The organism is Lentzea pudingi (assembly GCF_014646255.1).
Lineage (GTDB): Bacteria > Actinomycetota > Actinomycetes > Mycobacteriales > Pseudonocardiaceae > Lentzea > Lentzea pudingi.
This window is the reverse complement of record NZ_BMNC01000006.1, coordinates 264553-280610: the sequence shown is the minus strand read 5'-3', so window position 1 is coordinate 280610 and position 16058 is coordinate 264553. Positions and strand designations below refer to the sequence as shown.

Annotated in this window: 12 protein-coding genes; 4 read left to right on the top strand and 8 right to left on the bottom strand. The window is 69.8% G+C overall.

Features of this window, described 5'->3' with window-relative positions; translation table 11 throughout:
- Nucleotides 1-2: 2 nt before the first annotated feature.
- Nucleotides 3-2387, bottom strand: a complete 2385-nt coding sequence (locus tag IEY88_RS23215) for a hypothetical protein (RefSeq protein WP_189156915.1) — start codon at nt 2385-2387, stop codon at nt 3-5.
- Between the two features lie 119 nt (nt 2388-2506).
- Between IEY88_RS23215 and IEY88_RS23210 the strand changes: the two genes are divergently transcribed.
- Nucleotides 2507-4384 carry a S41 family peptidase gene (locus IEY88_RS23210; protein WP_189156914.1) on the top strand — a complete coding sequence of 626 codons (1878 nt, stop codon included), beginning with the start codon at nt 2507-2509 and terminating at the stop codon, nt 4382-4384.
- Nucleotides 4385-4439: 55 nt separating this feature from the next.
- Here the strand turns inward: IEY88_RS23210 and IEY88_RS23205 are convergent, their stop codons facing one another.
- Together IEY88_RS23205 and IEY88_RS23200 are read right to left on the bottom strand one after the other, a co-directional pair.
- Nucleotides 4440-5024, bottom strand: coding sequence for a hypothetical protein (locus tag IEY88_RS23205; RefSeq protein WP_189156913.1), 585 nt, complete (start codon nt 5022-5024; stop codon nt 4440-4442).
- Between the two features lie 73 nt (nt 5025-5097).
- Nucleotides 5098-6024 carry a LuxR C-terminal-related transcriptional regulator gene (locus tag IEY88_RS23200; protein ID WP_189156912.1) on the bottom strand — a complete coding sequence of 309 codons (927 nt, stop codon included), beginning with the start codon at nt 6022-6024 and terminating at the stop codon, nt 5098-5100.
- A 182-nt stretch (nt 6025-6206) separates the two neighbouring features.
- On the opposite strand from IEY88_RS23200, the gene IEY88_RS23195 reads away from it, so the two are divergent.
- Complete coding sequence (locus tag IEY88_RS23195; protein WP_229693657.1) at nt 6207-8003, top strand: S8 family peptidase; 1797 nt, start codon at nt 6207-6209, stop codon at nt 8001-8003.
- Between the two features lie 86 nt (nt 8004-8089).
- Entirely contained in the window at nt 8090-8839 is a 750-nt protein-coding gene (locus IEY88_RS23190; protein WP_189156911.1) for a PIG-L family deacetylase, read from the top strand.
- 54 nt (nt 8840-8893) lie between these two features.
- Here IEY88_RS23190 and IEY88_RS23185 read toward each other — a convergent pair whose 3' ends face one another.
- From IEY88_RS23185 to IEY88_RS23165, 5 genes are all read right to left on the bottom strand, one after another.
- Nucleotides 8894-9520 (bottom strand): LPXTG cell wall anchor domain-containing protein, encoded by a 627-nt coding sequence (locus tag IEY88_RS23185; RefSeq protein ID WP_229693656.1) that lies wholly within the window; start codon nt 9518-9520, stop codon nt 8894-8896.
- A 133-nt stretch (nt 9521-9653) separates the two neighbouring features.
- Entirely contained in the window at nt 9654-12524 is a 2871-nt protein-coding gene (locus tag IEY88_RS23180) for a bifunctional RecB family nuclease/DEAD/DEAH box helicase (protein WP_189156909.1), read from the bottom strand.
- A 35-nt stretch (nt 12525-12559) separates the two neighbouring features.
- A complete protein-coding gene (locus IEY88_RS23175; protein WP_189156908.1) occupies nt 12560-12988 on the bottom strand; it encodes a hypothetical protein in 429 nt (142 codons plus the stop codon).
- Between the two features lie 151 nt (nt 12989-13139).
- Entirely contained in the window at nt 13140-13802 is a 663-nt protein-coding gene (gene ku / locus IEY88_RS23170) for a non-homologous end joining protein Ku (RefSeq protein WP_189156907.1), read from the bottom strand.
- Nucleotides 13803-13920: 118 nt separating this feature from the next.
- Entirely contained in the window at nt 13921-15306 is a 1386-nt protein-coding gene (locus IEY88_RS23165; RefSeq protein WP_189156906.1) for an SDR family oxidoreductase, read from the bottom strand.
- A 35-nt stretch (nt 15307-15341) separates the two neighbouring features.
- On the opposite strand from IEY88_RS23165, the gene IEY88_RS23160 reads away from it, so the two are divergent.
- Nucleotides 15342-16037: an HAD family hydrolase gene (locus IEY88_RS23160; protein ID WP_189156905.1), complete on the top strand. Its 696-nt coding sequence runs from the start codon at nt 15342-15344 to the stop codon at nt 16035-16037.
- Nucleotides 16038-16058: the final 21 nt, after the last annotated feature.

Here is a 16058-nt window from a genome sequence, read left to right as displayed (position 1 = left end):
GGTCAGCTGCGTCCCAGGCTCCCACCCCCTCCACTTCCACTATCGGGTGACCGGTTCAGGTCGATCGAGACGAGGTCCGCGAACGCCTGCCGGTAGGCCGCGCACAGGTGGTAGCCGCCGTGGGTCTGCACCCTGTCCGGTGTGCCCTCGTCGGCGCGGCGGTCGAGCGGGTTGGACTCCCAGCCGTGCACCGGGAAACCGAGGTAGTCGGTGCGGCGCCACAGGTTGATCCAGCTCGGACCCAGCAACGTCGACAGCCCGCGGTCCGGCAGGACGCCACCCGCCCGCACCCACGGATCGCACGAGAACAACGCGCCCGCGCGCACCGGAGGTGTCCCCAGCACGACGGGTCCCAGCAGCTCGGGGAAGATCCGCCCGAAGTAGGGCCGCAACTGCACGCCGTACGTCAGCAACTGGACGCGGCCCAGGTATCCGGCGGGCAACGCGTACAGCGCCGCCACGGCCAGCACGGCGCCCAGGCTGTGCGCGGACAGCACCACGCGGCGATCCGGCGACCCGTCCAGGAACTCGCGCGTCCGGTCGGCGATCTCCGGCACCGCCCGCTCGGCATAACACGGCGGCGCGAACGGGTGGGCGGTGCGCGGCAGGAAGCACATCAGGTCCCACACCAGCCCTAGCGGCCGCCGGTTGGTCAGCATCCCCGCCCCGACGAACGACCCGACCACCGCGACCCCGGCGAGCCCGGTCACCCAGTCGCCCTTGCCCAGCACCCACTGCACGCCGGACCACCCAGGCCACGAAGGCGCCGCGAACGTGAGGTAACTCGTCAGCAGCAGGGCGAGAACACCCAGCACCGACAACACCCCGGCCACCGTCTCGGCCCGGTGCGTCACCGCGACCACGTGCCGCGCCCGCACCACGAGCGCCTCGCCCTCGCCGTCCAGCACGGCAGGAGTGATCAGCCGGGACAGCAGCACGAAAGCCTGCGCGAGGACCAGCAACACCAACGGCACCAAGGCACACGCGAACGCCGCGCTGAACCACGAGTAGAACGACGGCACGACCAGTCCCGTCCCGACCCAGCCCCGGAACGTCAGCACCAGCACCGCCGACAGCATCACCGACGACACGAGCGACAACCCCAGCAGCACACCGGGTCCGGCACCGCTCCAGGCCTGCCACTCGTCGCCGGAACGCGGCCGGGCCCGCCACGCCAGCACGGCGCCGGCCGCGAAGGCCCCGATCCAGGCGAGCGGAAACCAGTACGTGGCAACCATGAACGCCACGAAGACCACCAGCAGGACCAACGGCCCCTTGGCGTCGTTGCGCCGCCACGACCACGCCGCCATCACCGACCCGAGCAACGCCACGGTCACCAACGGCGGCCCCCACGACGTCAGCCACAACGGCCCGTCGAACACCGGCGCGATCGCGTACAGCCCGAACCCGTGCGTCACCAGCACGACGACCGCCGAGACCATCAGCAGCCACGACCACAGCCCGCCCTGCTCGGTCGACGGCACGTCCGGGCAGTCGGTGGCCGTCACCACCACCCGCGCCATCACCACGGCCAGCACTCCACCGGCGAGCACGCTCAGCACCAGGAAGAACACGTGCTGCCACAGCTGCGTGCTCGTCACCAGCACCACCACGCAACACCCGGCCGAGATGTGCAGCCGCGTGAGCCGGCGGATCCGCGGGCTGCCCTCCCACATCGACGACCGGCTCAGCATCACTCCCACGCGCCGCTCCGGCGTGCGCACGGACGTCATCTCGTACCTGCTGCGCGACAACGAGGTCAGCGCCATCAACCCGAGCAGCAGCAACACCGGCACAGCGGACGCGGCCAGCACCCTGATGTGCCGCGCCGGGTCGCCCAGCACGTCCAGGAAGTCCGGCAGCCGCCTGCACGTGGTGCCCGGCAGCGAACACTGGACCGCGTAGACGTCGATCGCCACCTCGCACACCGCGAGCACCAGCAACACCGTCAGGCCCAGCCCGAACAGTCGCGTCGACGCCGCCCCGCGCCCGGCGTTCCACCACACCATCCTCCGCGTCGTCGGAACGGCGTCGTCGGGCAGCTTCCGGGCCCAGTACGCGACGTTCGCGAGCCCGAACGGCAGCAGCAGCGCCCAGCCGACGCGCCCCAGCGCGTTCGCGAGCACCGACGGCACCCCGCTGCCCGGCACACCGGGGCTGCTGCGCGCCATCCCGCCCCACGAGTACGCCTCGCGCCGCACCTGTGCGGGCACCTGGCCGGCGTGATCCGGTGGCAGCTCGGCGATTTTGTCCGGTCTCGAGCGCCAGAAGCTGCCGAAGCGGTCGCCGCGGAACTGTTCGACGGCGTGGTCCGGGAGGGCCAGCATCGCGTCCGGGGGCGTGTTGTTGACCCCGTGGATGCGCAGTTCCAGGACGGCTGGACTCATCGCGGCCTCCCCTTTACTCCAGTTGTCGTCAGGAAAACTGCTCCGGTTAGCGGCCGAACGGGTGAAAAAGGTGTATCCAGGCGGCCCGGAAAGCCTCTACTGAGCAAGGAGGCCCCACCATGACCACAACCGCTCACCCGAACGTCGCAAACTCCGTCGGCCTGGCCGAGTTCCTCGCCACGGCGGGCACGCTCACGCTGGCGCAGCGCAAGCTCATCGTCGACCAGGCGCTGATCCTGCTGGAGCAGAACTACGCGCACCTGCCCCTGAAAGTCGCGATGCACGCGGTGAACCCGGTGCAGAGGCTCAGAGTGCTCAGAGCGAGGCTCGAACGGCAGACCGACGCCACGGCCGAACCCGAGTGGCAGTTCCACCGCGAGCTGTCGAGCACATTCCACTCGGTGCGCGACCTGCACACGAACTACCTCCTGCCGGCGCCGTTCGCGGGCAAGATCGCCTTCCTGCCGTTCCAGCTGGAGCGGTGCTTCGCCGACGACGGCACCGAGCAGTACCTCGTCGCCCGCACGGTCGCCGGTTTCGACGCCCTCGCGCCCGGCGCCGAGGTGACGCACTGGAACGGCACGCCGATCGCCAGGGCGGTCGCGTTGAACGGCGCGGTCTTCGCGGGCAGCAACACCGCCGCGAACCTCGCCCGCGGTCTCGAGTCGCTCACGTTGCGCCCCTTGGTGATCCAGCTCCCGCCCGACGAGGACTGGGTGGTCGTCAGCTACCGCACCGAGACCGGTGCCGCCGAGGAGCTGCGCGTCGACTGGCAGGTGACGGAGAACCTGCCGCCGATGACGGACGTCGACTCGCTGTCCCCGGCCGCGGCCGCGCAGGGCGTCGACCTCGACTCGGACGAGAAGGCGCGCGCCAAGAAGTTGTTGCACGCGCCCAAGGTCGTGCAGGCCGAGGCCGCCGGTGGTGCGGTCGCGATGTCCGTGACGGACGTGCCGACGACGATGCCCGGCGTGTTCCGCGCGCGTCCGGTGGTCACGCCGTCCGGCACGTTCGGGCACCTGCGGATCTTCACGTTCAGCGTCGACGACCCGGACGCGTTCCTCGCCGAGTTCGTGCGGCTCGCGAACCTGTTGCCGCAGAACGGACTCATCGTCGACGTGCGCGACAACGGCGGCGGCCACATCTTCGCCTCGGAGTTCCTGCTGCAGACGATGACGCCGAAGCCCATCGCGCCGGAACCCGTGCAGTTCCTGAGCACGCCGCTGAACCTGCGGATCTGCCGCCGCCACGCCGAGGACCCGACCGGTCAGATCAACCTCGGCCCGTGGTTCCCGTCGCTCGACAGCTCGACGGAGACGGGCCAGGCGTTCTCCTGCTCGCACACCATCACGCCGGTCGAGGGCGCGAACGCCGTCGGCCAGACCTACCACGGCCCGGTCGTGCTGGTCACCGACGCGCGCTGCTACTCGGCCACCGACATCTTCGCCGCGGGCTGGGCCGACCACGACCTGGGCCCGATCCTCGGCGTGGACGACAACACCGGCGCGGGCGGCGCGAACGTGTGGACGCACGGACTCCTGATGGCACTGCTGAAGATCCCGGCGCCGTTCGACGCGGAGTCGCCGTACAAGTCGTTGCCCAACAAGGCGAACATGCGCGTGTCGATCCGCCGCACGTTGCGCGTCGGCAAGCTCGCCGGCACGCCGGTGGAGGACCTGGGCGTGCGCCCGACGCACCAGCACAAGGTCACGCGCGCGGACCTGCTGGAGGGCAACGTGGACCTGCTCGCGAGGGCGGGAGAGCTCCTGGACGCCCTGCCCGTGCGCAGGCTCGGAGTGGCGGTCGCGGGCACGACCGTCTCACTGGACACCGTGAACCTCGACCGGGTGGACGTCTACGTCGACGGCCGCCCGATGACCTCGCTGGACGTGACCGACGGCGCGCACACCGCGACGTTGACCGCGACCGGGCGCGAGGTGCGCGTCGAGGGTTTCGCGGAAGGACGGCTGGTGGCCGCGCGCAAGGTCGCCAGCTGATCGAGCGGGCGCTTCCGGTTTCTTCCACGACCAGAAGCGCCCGCTCTCCCGTTCGCTAGCGCGTGAACGTGAAGGCGCGGTCGGTGGCCAGAGCCGCCAGCTGCGCCTCGATCCCCGGCGTCCAGGTCTGGACCCAGACGACCTCACCGTTGCGCCGCCAGTTCCGGGCCGACGTGATGCCGAACTGCTCGTTCTCGGCGAACACGATCACGCCACCCCGGTGGTCGGTGACCTGGCCGGTGCACGTGGCGTACTTCTCGCAGTACTCCTTCGGCGACCACTCGTGCATGCCCGGCGCGTTCACCTGCGTGAACGTCGTGACGCTCTGCCCCTTGTAGGTCAGCGTCACCGTGTTGCCCATGTACTGCATGTCGTCGAACACGCCCTCGGCCTCGCCGCCCCAGTTGCCGGTCGAGACGTCCTGCGCGCCGCGGAAGACCTTCGGGTAGGTCTGCTGCTGGCGAGCGGAGAACCCGTCCGCCTGCTTCTGCAGCTCCGCCTTGGTCTTGTGGACCGGCGTGATGTCCTTCGGCGGCCACACGAGGTCCCCAGAACCCTGTGCCGACGCCGATGCCGTGCCCGCGAGACCGATGAGTGCCAGGCCCGTCAGGGCAGCCGCCATCACCTTGCGCATGCGCATTTTCGAATCCCCCTGGTGAGAACTTGCTTGCAGGGATGAAGACGCCACAAGATCGCCAGGGGTTGCGTCGGCTCTAAAGCCACCCTCGCCGCATCGCCTGGACTCCGGCCTGGAACCGGGTCTGCGCCCCGCACCGGTCCATCAGCTGCCGCACCCGCCGCTGCACCGTCCGCGGCGCCAGCCCGAGCTGCCGCGCGATCGACTCGTCGGTCAGCCCGGCCGCGAGCAGCCCGAGCAGGTTCGGGTCCACGTCCGCCGCCGCCGCGTAGATGCCTCCGGGGCTGAACGGGATCCCCTTGTCCCAGTACAGCTCGAACGTCGAGCGCAGCACGTCCAGCAACGCGGACGGCCGGATCAGCAGCACCTTGTCGACCACGTCGCCGTTGACGACGGGGAGCACCGCCGCGTGCAGGTCGATGACGGCGAGCTTGAACGGCAGCGTCGGCGTGACGCGGGCGCGTTCGCCGGCGGCGACCAGGTCGATGATCTCCGTGACGCGGCCCGGGATGTCGACGGCGGAACGGTCGTAGACGACGCGCCACTGCACGTCCCGTTCGCGTGTTTCGTCCTCCAGCGCGACGTGCTGGCCCAGCGGCGTCACGTACGGCGGCTGGTCGAGCACGCAGACCTCCTCGCGGGCGCCGCGCAGCAGGGCGTGCCACAGCTCGCGGACGGCGTCCACTCCGGACACCACCTCGACGAACGCGTTGTCGGCCAGTTCCTCGTCGCGGTTGCGCAGGTACAGCTCCATCAACGGGCCGACGTCCGCGCGGGCCCGGCGGTTCGCCTCCTCGCGGGCCGCGATCAGCGCCTCGACGGCGAGGTCGGGCGCGATGGCCTGCCACACGTCGCCGCGCAGGTGCCGGACCAGTCCGAGCTCCCGCATCTGCTCCAGCACGGGAACGGCGACGCCGATCTCGTCGGTGGTGCGGCTACCGCCCGTCACGAGCAGCTCGTAGACGGCGGAGAGCTCCGGGGAAACGCCCAAGTGTCCGAACACGGCCATATTGTGCGCCATTCAGCCCAGCGAGCCTGTCGTGAACACGACAGTGTCGTTATTCGGACTCCGCTAGACCTGTTTTCGCAGGTGTGACGCGACTTACGGTCCCTCCACCTCCGCAGCCGGTTCAGAACACTGACGCCCTCAACGGCACGCGAAGGCCCTGCGTGGAAGGACCTCACGTGAACGGATTGCGACGCACGAGTGTGTGCGCCGCGGCAGTTTCCGCCGCCGTGCTCAGCGTTGTCGCCCCATCGGCGACCGCTGCCCCCGCCCAGATCCAGTCCCAACCGGACTCGACCCAGGTGAACCGTCCCTTCGAGCGGCTGATCGTCGGCTACAAGCCGGGCACCGCCGAAGCCTCGTCCGACACCGCTGCCTCGGACGACGCCCGCAAGAAGGGCAAGTCCGTGCACCGCCGCATGTCGAGCGGTGCGGTCGTCGTCGACCTCGGGTCGAAGACCACGAACGCCGACAACACGATCCAGGCGTTCAAGAGCGACCCCAAGGTCGCCTACGTCGAGCCGGACCTGCTGATGCAGCCGTTCGCCGAGCCGAACGACACCGAGTACTCCCGGCAGTGGGACCTCTTCGAGGCCACCGCGGGCATGAACGTGCCCGGCGCGTGGTCCAGCACCACCGGCGCGGGTGTGACCGTCGCGGTCATCGACACCGGCTACGTCGCCCACAGCGACCTGGCGGACCGGGCCGTCGCGGGGTACGACTTCGTCTCCGACTCGGCCCGTGCCCGCGACAACAACGGCCGTGACTCGAACCCGGCCGACCAGGGCGACTGGGCGGCCCGTGGCGAGTGCGGCACCGACGCCAACGGCAACCCGGTGCCCGCGCAGGACAGCAACTCGTCCTGGCACGGCACGCACGTGGCCGGCACGATCTCCGCGTCCACCAACAACGGCAAGGGCATCGCGGGCATCGCCTACGACGCCAAGATCCAGCCGTTGCGCGTCCTCGCCAAGTGCGGTGGCGCCACCTCGGACATCGCCGACGCGATCACCTGGGCGTCCGGCGGGACGGTGAGCGGCGTGCCCGCGAACCAGAACGTCGCCAAGGTCATCAACATGTCGCTCGGCGGCAAGTCGTCCTGCTCCACCACGTACCAGAACGCGATCAACGGTGCGATCAACCGCGGCACCACGGTCGTCGTCGCGGCCGGCAACTCGAACGACAACACGTCGCTCTACACCCCGGCCAACTGCTCCGGCGTGATCACCGTCGCCGCGTCGTCCCGCGAGGGCAACCGCACGTACTACTCGAACTACGGCACCCGCGTCGACATCGCGGCGCCCGGTGGCGAGACCCGCCGCGGCACCGACACCCCCGGCACCATCACCACGCCGCAGAACGGCATCTGGTCGACGCTGAACGCCGGCACGACCACCCCCGGTGCCGAGAACTACAAGCCGTACCAGGGCACCTCGATGGCCGCCCCGCACGTCGCGGGCCTCGCGGCACTGCTGGTCGCCAAGAAGCCGTCGCTCACGCCGGCCCAGATCAAGGACCTGATCAAGACCAACGCCCGTACGCTCCCCGGCACCTGCACGGGTGGCTGTGGCGCCGGTCTCGCGGACGCCGCCAAGACCGTGGCCGCCGTCGACACGACTCCGCCGCCCTCCGGTGGCCTGGAGAACACGACCGACGTCGCCATCCCGGACCGCGGCACCGCCGTGACGTCGTCCATCACCTCCACGGTGACGGGCAACGCCTCCTCGGCCACCAAGGTCGGCGTGGACATCGTCCACACCTACCGCGGTGACCTGGTGATCGACCTGATCGCGCCGGACGGCACCGCCTACCGGCTGAAGAACTCGTCCTCTTCGGACAGTGCCGACAACGTGGTGGCGACCTACACGGTCAACGCCTCGTCCGAGGTCGCGGCGGGCACGTGGAAGCTGCGGGTCCAGGACCTGTACTCGGGTGACACCGGGTACGTCAACTCCTGGAACCTGACCCTGCGATAGCTCCACGAGTTCGCCGAGGGGCGGCGCCTCCCAGCCTGATCCTGGGAGTGCGCCGCCCTTTCACATGCACGGGTAACGTCGGAGGCATGGCCACACTGGTGACGTTCCACGCCCATCCCGACGACGAGTGCATCGTGACGGGTGGCGTGATGCGCAAGGCGTTCGAAGAGGGTCACCGGGTCGTGCTCGTCGTGGCGACCCGCGGAGAGGCCGGCGAGATCCCGGACTTCCTGGAGGAAGGCGAGGAACTCTGGCAGCGGCGGGTCGTCGAGACGCACGCCGCGGCCGACCTGCTGGGCGTCGCACGCGTGGAGTTCCTGGGGTACCGCGACTCCGGGATGATGGGCGACGAGCTCAACGACCAGCCGGGTTCGTTCTGGACCGCGGACGTCGAGGAGGCCGCCCAGAAGCTCGCGGCGATCCTCGTCGAAGAGGACGCGAAGGTGTTCCTGACCTACGACAGCTTCGGCGGCTACGGCCATCCGGACCACATCCAGACGCACCGGGTGGGCATGCGCGCCGCCGAGATCGCCGGCACCCCGGCCGTCTACCAGGCGATGGTGCGCGAGTCCGAGTTCCGCGAGGCCTTCCGGCGCGCGGGCATCGAGGACCCGGGGCCGCTGGGCGAGGGCGCGGTGCCGGAGTCGGAGATCAACGTCGGCGTCGACGTCACGAAGTACCTGGACGTGAAGCGGAAGGCGATGCGCGCGCACGCCTCGCAGATCCCCGAGCAGTCGTTCTTCCTGTCGCTCGACGAACCCACGTTCGCGCACGCGTTCGGCACCGAGTGGTTCATCCGCGAGGGCCACGGACCCGCGACGTCGCTCGACCTGTGACGCGGAACGGGGGCGGTCCGAAGTGGACCGCCCCCGTTCGTTCGTTCAGCTAGTTCACGCGCTGCGGCGGCGACGCAGGAACAGCAGGGTGCCGGCACCGGCGCCCACGAGACCCAGACCCGAGAGCAGCAGCCACGTCGGGGACGCGCCGGTGGCCGCGAGGGGCGGTTCCGGGTTGCTGCCGCCGGGGGCGACCGGGGTCGTCGACGGGGCCTCGGAGGTCGAGGGCACCTCCGGGGACGTGGCGACCGTCGTCGTGGTCGTCGTCGCCGGCTTGGTCGTCGTGGTCGTGGTGGTCGGCGGCACCTGAACGCACTTCGGCGTCTTGAGCGTCTCCTTGTAGTTGTACTTCTCACCGTCGGACGCGGTCACCTTGATGGTGAACGTGTGCTCGATGGTGCCATCGGCCTCGAACTTCTTCGGCTCCAGCTTGTTGCCGACCTGCTCGCCCCAGTTCTGACCGAACTTCTCGTCGACCAGGACCTTCTCGCCGTCCTTGATCAGCACGGTGTTCTTGTTGCCGCCCGCGTACTGGGTCAGCTTGACCTTCAGCACAGCCTTGTCCTTGACGCACTCCGCTGACGACACCGGGGTGTGCGCGCTGGCCGGGGTAGCCAGTGCCAGCGAAGCGAGGGCTGCGGTGGCGGTCACCGCGAGCGCGCCGAGAACTCTGCTTGCCATGGAGACTCCTGCTCTGCATTGATGCGTGGCGGATCGAGTGCACATTCATGATCTGAATCACCCGACCGGGTGAACCGCGCCACGCTAGCAACACAGAGGGGTCAAAAGGTCACCGTATGACAACGCTACGGTGTCACCACGGATAGATCCTCATGCTTTCTGTTAGGCCGATGACGCCCGCGACCAGTCTCATTTGGTCGACGCCGCGAACGTCGGCGTCCAGCAGCCGTGGCGAGCAGATCATCACGGCGAGCGTCTGGGCACGGGACAAGGCCACGTTCAATCTGTTGCGTGACAAAAGAAAGTCCAGGCCACGGGGCAGGTCCACGGTGGACGACGACGTCATGGACATGATGACGGCGGGTGCCTCCTGGCCCTGGAAGCGGTCCACCGTGCCCACTCGCGTCTCGGTGAACCCCGCCTCGGCCAACCGCCTCCGGATCACCCTGACCTGCAGGTTGTACGGCGCCACCACGAGAACGTCCGCATCGGTCAGTTCGCGCGTTGTGCCGTTGTCCGTCCACGTACGACCGACGATCGCGCGCACCGTGTCCACCACGGCCTCGGCTTCCTCGACGGACGACGTGATGTTGTGCCGGTGGTCGACCTCGCGCAGGTAGATCCCCGGCTCGATGCCGGAGATGGACCGGTGTGCGGCCGTTTCGTGCGAATGGAGCAGTCCGGCATAGGAGAGCTCGGACACCGGACCACACACCGCCGGGTGCATCCGCCGCGTCTCGGCCAGGAAGTAGCCCAGATGGGGAGGAATCACGTCCGCGTCGCCGAGCAGATGGCCCAACGCCGAAGCGTCCGAACCGGGTGGGTGCACGCCCTGCACGACCTGCGGCAGTTGCTGCGGATCGCCCAGCAGCACGAGGTTGCGGGCCGCGGTCCCCACCGCCACCGCGTCTGCCAGCGCGAACTGGCCGGCCTCGTCGATGATCATCACGTCGAACGGCTGCGCCTTGATGATGGCGTTGGAGAAGGTCCACGCCGTACCGCCGACCAGATGACCCCGCGAGTGCTCCTCACGCCACTGCGCGAGCGCCGCGTTGTTCTTCGGCTGGTCCCACGGCAGGCCCTCCTCGGGCTTCTTCTCCTTGGGGCGCTTGGCCATCGGGATGTCGGGGTCCACGCTCGACAGCACGTTCTCGACCGCCTTGTGCGACGTGGACGTCACGGCGACGGTCTTGCCCTGGTCGATCAGGTGCCGCACGAGCTTGGTCGCGAGGTACGTCTTGCCGGCGCCGGGCGGGCCCTGCACCGCCAGCGTGCCGCCGTCGAGCTGGTCGACGGCCTTGATCACGGCCTGCACCACGTCGTCGTGCTGCGGCAACGGTTGTGCGGGTGGCGTGCGCAGCAACAGGTCGATGCCGGGGTTGCGGGGGAGCAGCGGCAGCAGTCCCACGGCCTGCTCGGCCAGTTCCGCGACGGCCTCGTCCTTGGGGGAGGCGGGCACCGGACTGCCCGGCAGCACCGCGATCGGCATCTCGCCGTGCTCGACCGCGTTGCTCTCGGTCAGCACCAGCTCGTACGGGTTGTCGTCGGACACCACGGCGTTGCGCGTCACGTTGCTGGGGTAGAGCAGCCTGACCTGCTCGTTCGCGCCGAACGGGTGCGGGCGCTCCGGGTCGATCCGCGCGTGCACCTGCCGCTTGTGCGTCCGAACGCGGCCGGCGGGCGGCACCCAGTCCTCGGCGCGCAGCGTGATCGGCACCGCGCAGTTGGAGTCCGTCTCCAGGTCGGAGATGGGCGCGAGGGCCTGCCGGAAGAAGTCGCCCCACGCCGGGCTCGCCTCCCGCCGGTGGTAGCCGACGGTCGCCGCGAACAGGTCGTGCCCCTCCGCCATCAGCGGCTCCGTCAGTGCAGCCATCCGCCGCGCCCGTTCGGCGGCCTTCTCCAGCGCTGCCTCGTCGCGTTCCTGCGGTGCCACGGTCTCGATCTCGCGCTCGACCTTGATGCGGTGCAACAGATCCCGCAGACCACGAGTGGGAACCTCGTCTTCCAGCAACGGCTTCAACGCAGGCAGCGTGTACTCCCGTGTGGACACTCGCAACACCCGCCGCGTCAGCGCGTTCAGGTCGACGCACCGCCGCACCAGTTCGTCCACTTCGGACTCCAGGGTGGCCGTCCGCGCGGCTCGTCCGGCCAGGTCGTGCGGCGTGAAGTGGTAGACCGTGCCGGACGGGGTGCGGGAGACGAACTCCGCGAAGGTGCCGGACCACCCCGGAGTCCGGAACGTGTCGCCGTCGACCTCCAGGAACACGTCGTCCTCGGCCGGTTCCGGCAGGTTCGCCAACGCCTCCGGAGCGACGACCTCGTACCGGATGACGCCCGTGCGTTCCTGCTCCACCTGAAGCCGCGCTTGAGCAGTCAGCGCCGTGAACGAGGCGGGCGACAGGGTGGCGGGCCGTTCCTCGGTGGCCGCAAGCGCGTCGATCGTGTCAATGCCGACCGAAACCAACTTCCTCCGCTGGTCCGCCCGCAACCCGGCCACCAGCGACAGGTCCCGTGCCTCCTCACGGCCGGAAGCGCAGTGGCGGGCGAACCGGCACCCCACGCACGCCGCCCGCACATCACCCCAGGAACGCTCGGGCGCAGGTGAGGGCGCCGCGAGCCGTGCCTGCAAACGCCCCAGCAGAGGAGTGAAGTCGGCGATCCGGAACGACGTGCGCCGCCCGTCCACGATCAGGTGCGCCCGCTCGGCACCCAGCGCCTGCGCGGCCGCGACCAGCGACAACACCGCCAAGGGAGTGGGTTCGGACACCTCGCCGCACGGCTCGTAGCCCTCAGCCGTGCGCACGAGGGTCTGGGCCGTGCAGTGGAACGTGCCGTCGAAGAACACGGCGTTCTCGACCAGGTCCGCACCGGATCGCATCTCCGCGGCGGTGCGTTCGGCGGCCTGTGCCGGTTCGGCGGGGTCGCCTCGCCGCTCGTCCCGCGCGAGGTAGCTGCGGTGCTCGCACTCGAGCAGGTCGACGAGATCGGCGGGGCTGGCGAGCATGGGGACCGATGGTAATGCGCCGGTCCGACAGGGCCTCAGGCCCGCTGCGGTACCCCGGCTCGCCGAGGCTGGATCGACACGACGAGAACGACGGCGAACACGGCACTCAGCACCGCGTGGTAGCCGACGTTGAACCTGGTCTCCGGCACGACGTTCACCCAGAACAGGTTTTCCCGGCTGGCGACACCGGTCACCGTGAGCAGCGCGAAGCCGTGCCACAGCAGGGAAGGCAGGACGGCCAGCGCGGTCACGAGGTTCGCGCCTCGCTTCGTCGAGAGCTGCCCCACCAGCAGACCTGCGGTACCGGCGTTGACGACGAGCGCCCCCACCGCCGCCAGCGCCAGGAGCACGAAGTGGCCCTGGTTCATCTCGGCGGCCGGCTCGCTCACCCACGAGGCCACCGTCTGCACGAGCATGGCGGCCAGGGCCAGCCAGAGGAACGCGGTGGCGAGCGGGTTCTTCACGGTTCTCCACTTCGAACGGGTCGCGGTGGCGGGACGTGCCCCGCCACCACGATTGTGCTGCAAGATCAGCACCGCCTCTCCGGGCCCGGCAGGGGACCGCGGCCCTGGCAGAACGGGCGCGNCCCCCCGCGCCCGCACCACCAGGAGGCGGTCAGACGTTCGCCTCCACCAGGTGCAGCAGGGCCTCGTGGTGCGTGTTCGGGTAGTCGTGCGGCCGGAACGGACGGGTCTGCGCCCGCACCAACGCCGCCGCGGCCGCCAGTTCGCCCGTGCGCACCTCGGTGTCCCGGTGCAGGAACGCGAAGTGCGGCTCCCGCACCTCGTCGGGCCACAACAGCGTGTGCAGCACCAGCACCCCCTGCTGCGGCCTGATCGCGGCCAGGGTCTCCTTGCCCCGCAACGCGAACTTCACGATCGCCGCCGCCTTCGTCCGCTCCAGCGTCTCGCGCAGCAGCACGTACGAGCGCACGGCCAGGTCGTCCGGTTCGAGGTAGTAGCTGCGGTGCAACGCGACCGGGTCCACGTCGACCTGCGGCGCGAACTGCTGCACGTCGATCAGACCGTCTTCGGGTGCCGGCAGATCGCCTGGGTCGATCTGCACGATCCGGCCGTCGTCGAGCTCGTAGCCGCGCCCGATGTCCTCCGGCGTGAGCCGCAACGAGCACTCGCCGCACACCTGCTGGTGTCGCACGCGGCCGCTGTCCTCGCGGTGCACGAGGTGCACCTTGCTGCGATGTTCGGTGGCCGCCGACACCAGCCGCACCGTCATGGTCGTCATCCCGAACCGGAGTGCTCCCCGCCACACAGTTCTCATGACAAATGAGTACTCGAACAGGTGTTCAACTACGCATAAGGGCTGGTGGAAGGCCTCGTTCGGACGCGTCCGACAGGTACCTCGGACGCGTGTTTCCGACGAAAGTCACCCTGACGGCTCACCAGGGAGAAGGTGCGTAGTCCTTCAGGAAACACCCGTACAGGTCCTCACCGGCCTCGCCGCGCACGATCGGGTCGTACACCCTGGCCGCGCCGTCGACCAGGTCCAACGGGGCGTGGAAGCCCTCGTCGGCGAGCCGCAGCTTGAGAGGGTGCGGGCGCTCGTCGGTGATCCAGCCCGTGTCGACGGCGGTCATCAGGATGCCGTCGGCCTGCAGCATCTCCTCGGCACTGGTCCGCGTCAACATGTTCAAAGCGGCCTTGGCCATGTTGGTGTGCGGGTGCCCGGAACCCTTGTAGGCGCGGGAGAACTGCCCCTCCATCGCCGACACGTTCACCACGTACTTGCGGCGGTACGACGACTTCGCCATCGACGCGCGCAGCCGGGAGATCAGCAGGAACGGCGCCGTCGAGTTGCACAGCTGCACTTCCAGCAGCTCCACCGGGTCGACCTCGTCGACGTTCTGGATCCACGAGTTCGTCGCCGCGGTGTCCGGCACCAGGCCGCCCGCGTCGATGTCCTTGGAGCCCGCCATCAACGCCAGCGTCGTCACCGAGTGCGCCTCGGGCACGGCCGTGCCGGGCAGCGCGAGCTGGCCGTGGCCGCCGAACGAGATCAGCTCCGGACGGGCGGCGTCGCCGGTCAGGGCCTCGTGCTCGGCGTGGGCCAGCGGGGCGTAGGCACCGGCGGAGCGGCGCACGGTCTGCGCGGCGTTGTTGATCAGGACGTCCAGCGGGCCGCGGGACGCCACCTCGTCGGCCAGGGCGAGCACCTGCGCCGGGTCGCGCAGGTCGATGCCGACGATCTTGAGCCGGTCGATCCAGTCCTCGGCGTCGGGCATCGTGGCGAACCGCCGCGCCGCGTCCTTGGGGAACCGGGTGGTGATCGTGGTGTGCGCGCCGTCACGCAGCAGCCGCAGCGCGATGTACATGCCGATCTTCGCGCGGCCGCCGGTCAGCAGCGCGTTGCGGCCCGTCAGGTCCGTACGGGCGTCGCGCTTGCCGTGGTTGAAGGCGGCGCACTCGGGGCAGAGGTTGTGGTAGAAGGCGTCTACCTCGACAAACCTCTTGCGGCACGTGTAGCAGGACCGCGCGCGCAGCAACGTGCCGGCGGTGGCACCGGCCGCGTTCGACACGAGGGGGAGGCCCTGCGTCTCGTCGTCGATGCGGTCCGGCGACCCGGTGGCCGTCAACGCCGTCACGGCGCGGTCGTTGGCCGTGATGGCGGCCTTGCGCTCGGTTTTGCGGAACTTCTTCGCGGCCTTGAAGATCTTCGCGGTGGCCCGGCGGACGCGCACGGCGTCGTCGTGTTCCGCCGGCAGGTCCTCGACCTGGGCAAGCACGCGCAGGCAGACTTCCAGCTCTGCGGGGTCGATCGAGGTCATGAGCAGGCATTTTACGGGGAGTGGGGGGTGGTCCGGTGACCGGGCCCGAGCTGCTGGTGCTGTGGGACATCGACAACACGCTGATCTCGGCACGCGGGTTCGGCGGGCTGATGTACCGCGAGGCGTTCCGGACGGCGTTCGGCAGGGAGCTGACAGGCCCCGTGGACCTCGGCGGCCGCACCGAGGTGGACATCATCGAGGAGACGCTGCGCCTGCACGACATCGACCACACGGAGGAGGCCGCGCAGCTCCTCAGCGACGCGCTGGCGAGCTCGTTCGAGACCCGCCGCGCCGAGCTGCCCGGCCACGGCGAGGTCCTGCCGGGGGCCTTGGAGGCCCTCCAACACTTCGCCGGCGACCCGCGCGTGCACCAGGGCGTGCTGACCGCGAACCTCCGCAGCGTCGCGCTGATCAAGCTGGAGGAGTTCGGGCTCGCGCACCTCGTGGACTGGGACGTCAGCGCGTTCGGTGACGAGCACGCCGACCGGGCCGAGCTGGTCACGTTCGCCCGTGAACGCGCGCAGCACATCCGGCCGTTCGCCCACGACGAGGTCGTGCTCATCGGCGACACCCCGCACGACGTGTACGCCGCGACGAAGGCCGGTGTGCGGCTCGTGGCCGTGGCGACCGGCCGCAGTTCGAGACAGGATCTCCATCAAGCTGGAGCCCAGATCGTGATCGACGACCTGAGCGACCTGGAACTGCTGGCCAGCAGCGTGTGGGGGGCGTGACACGGGTCTGAACGGCCCTGG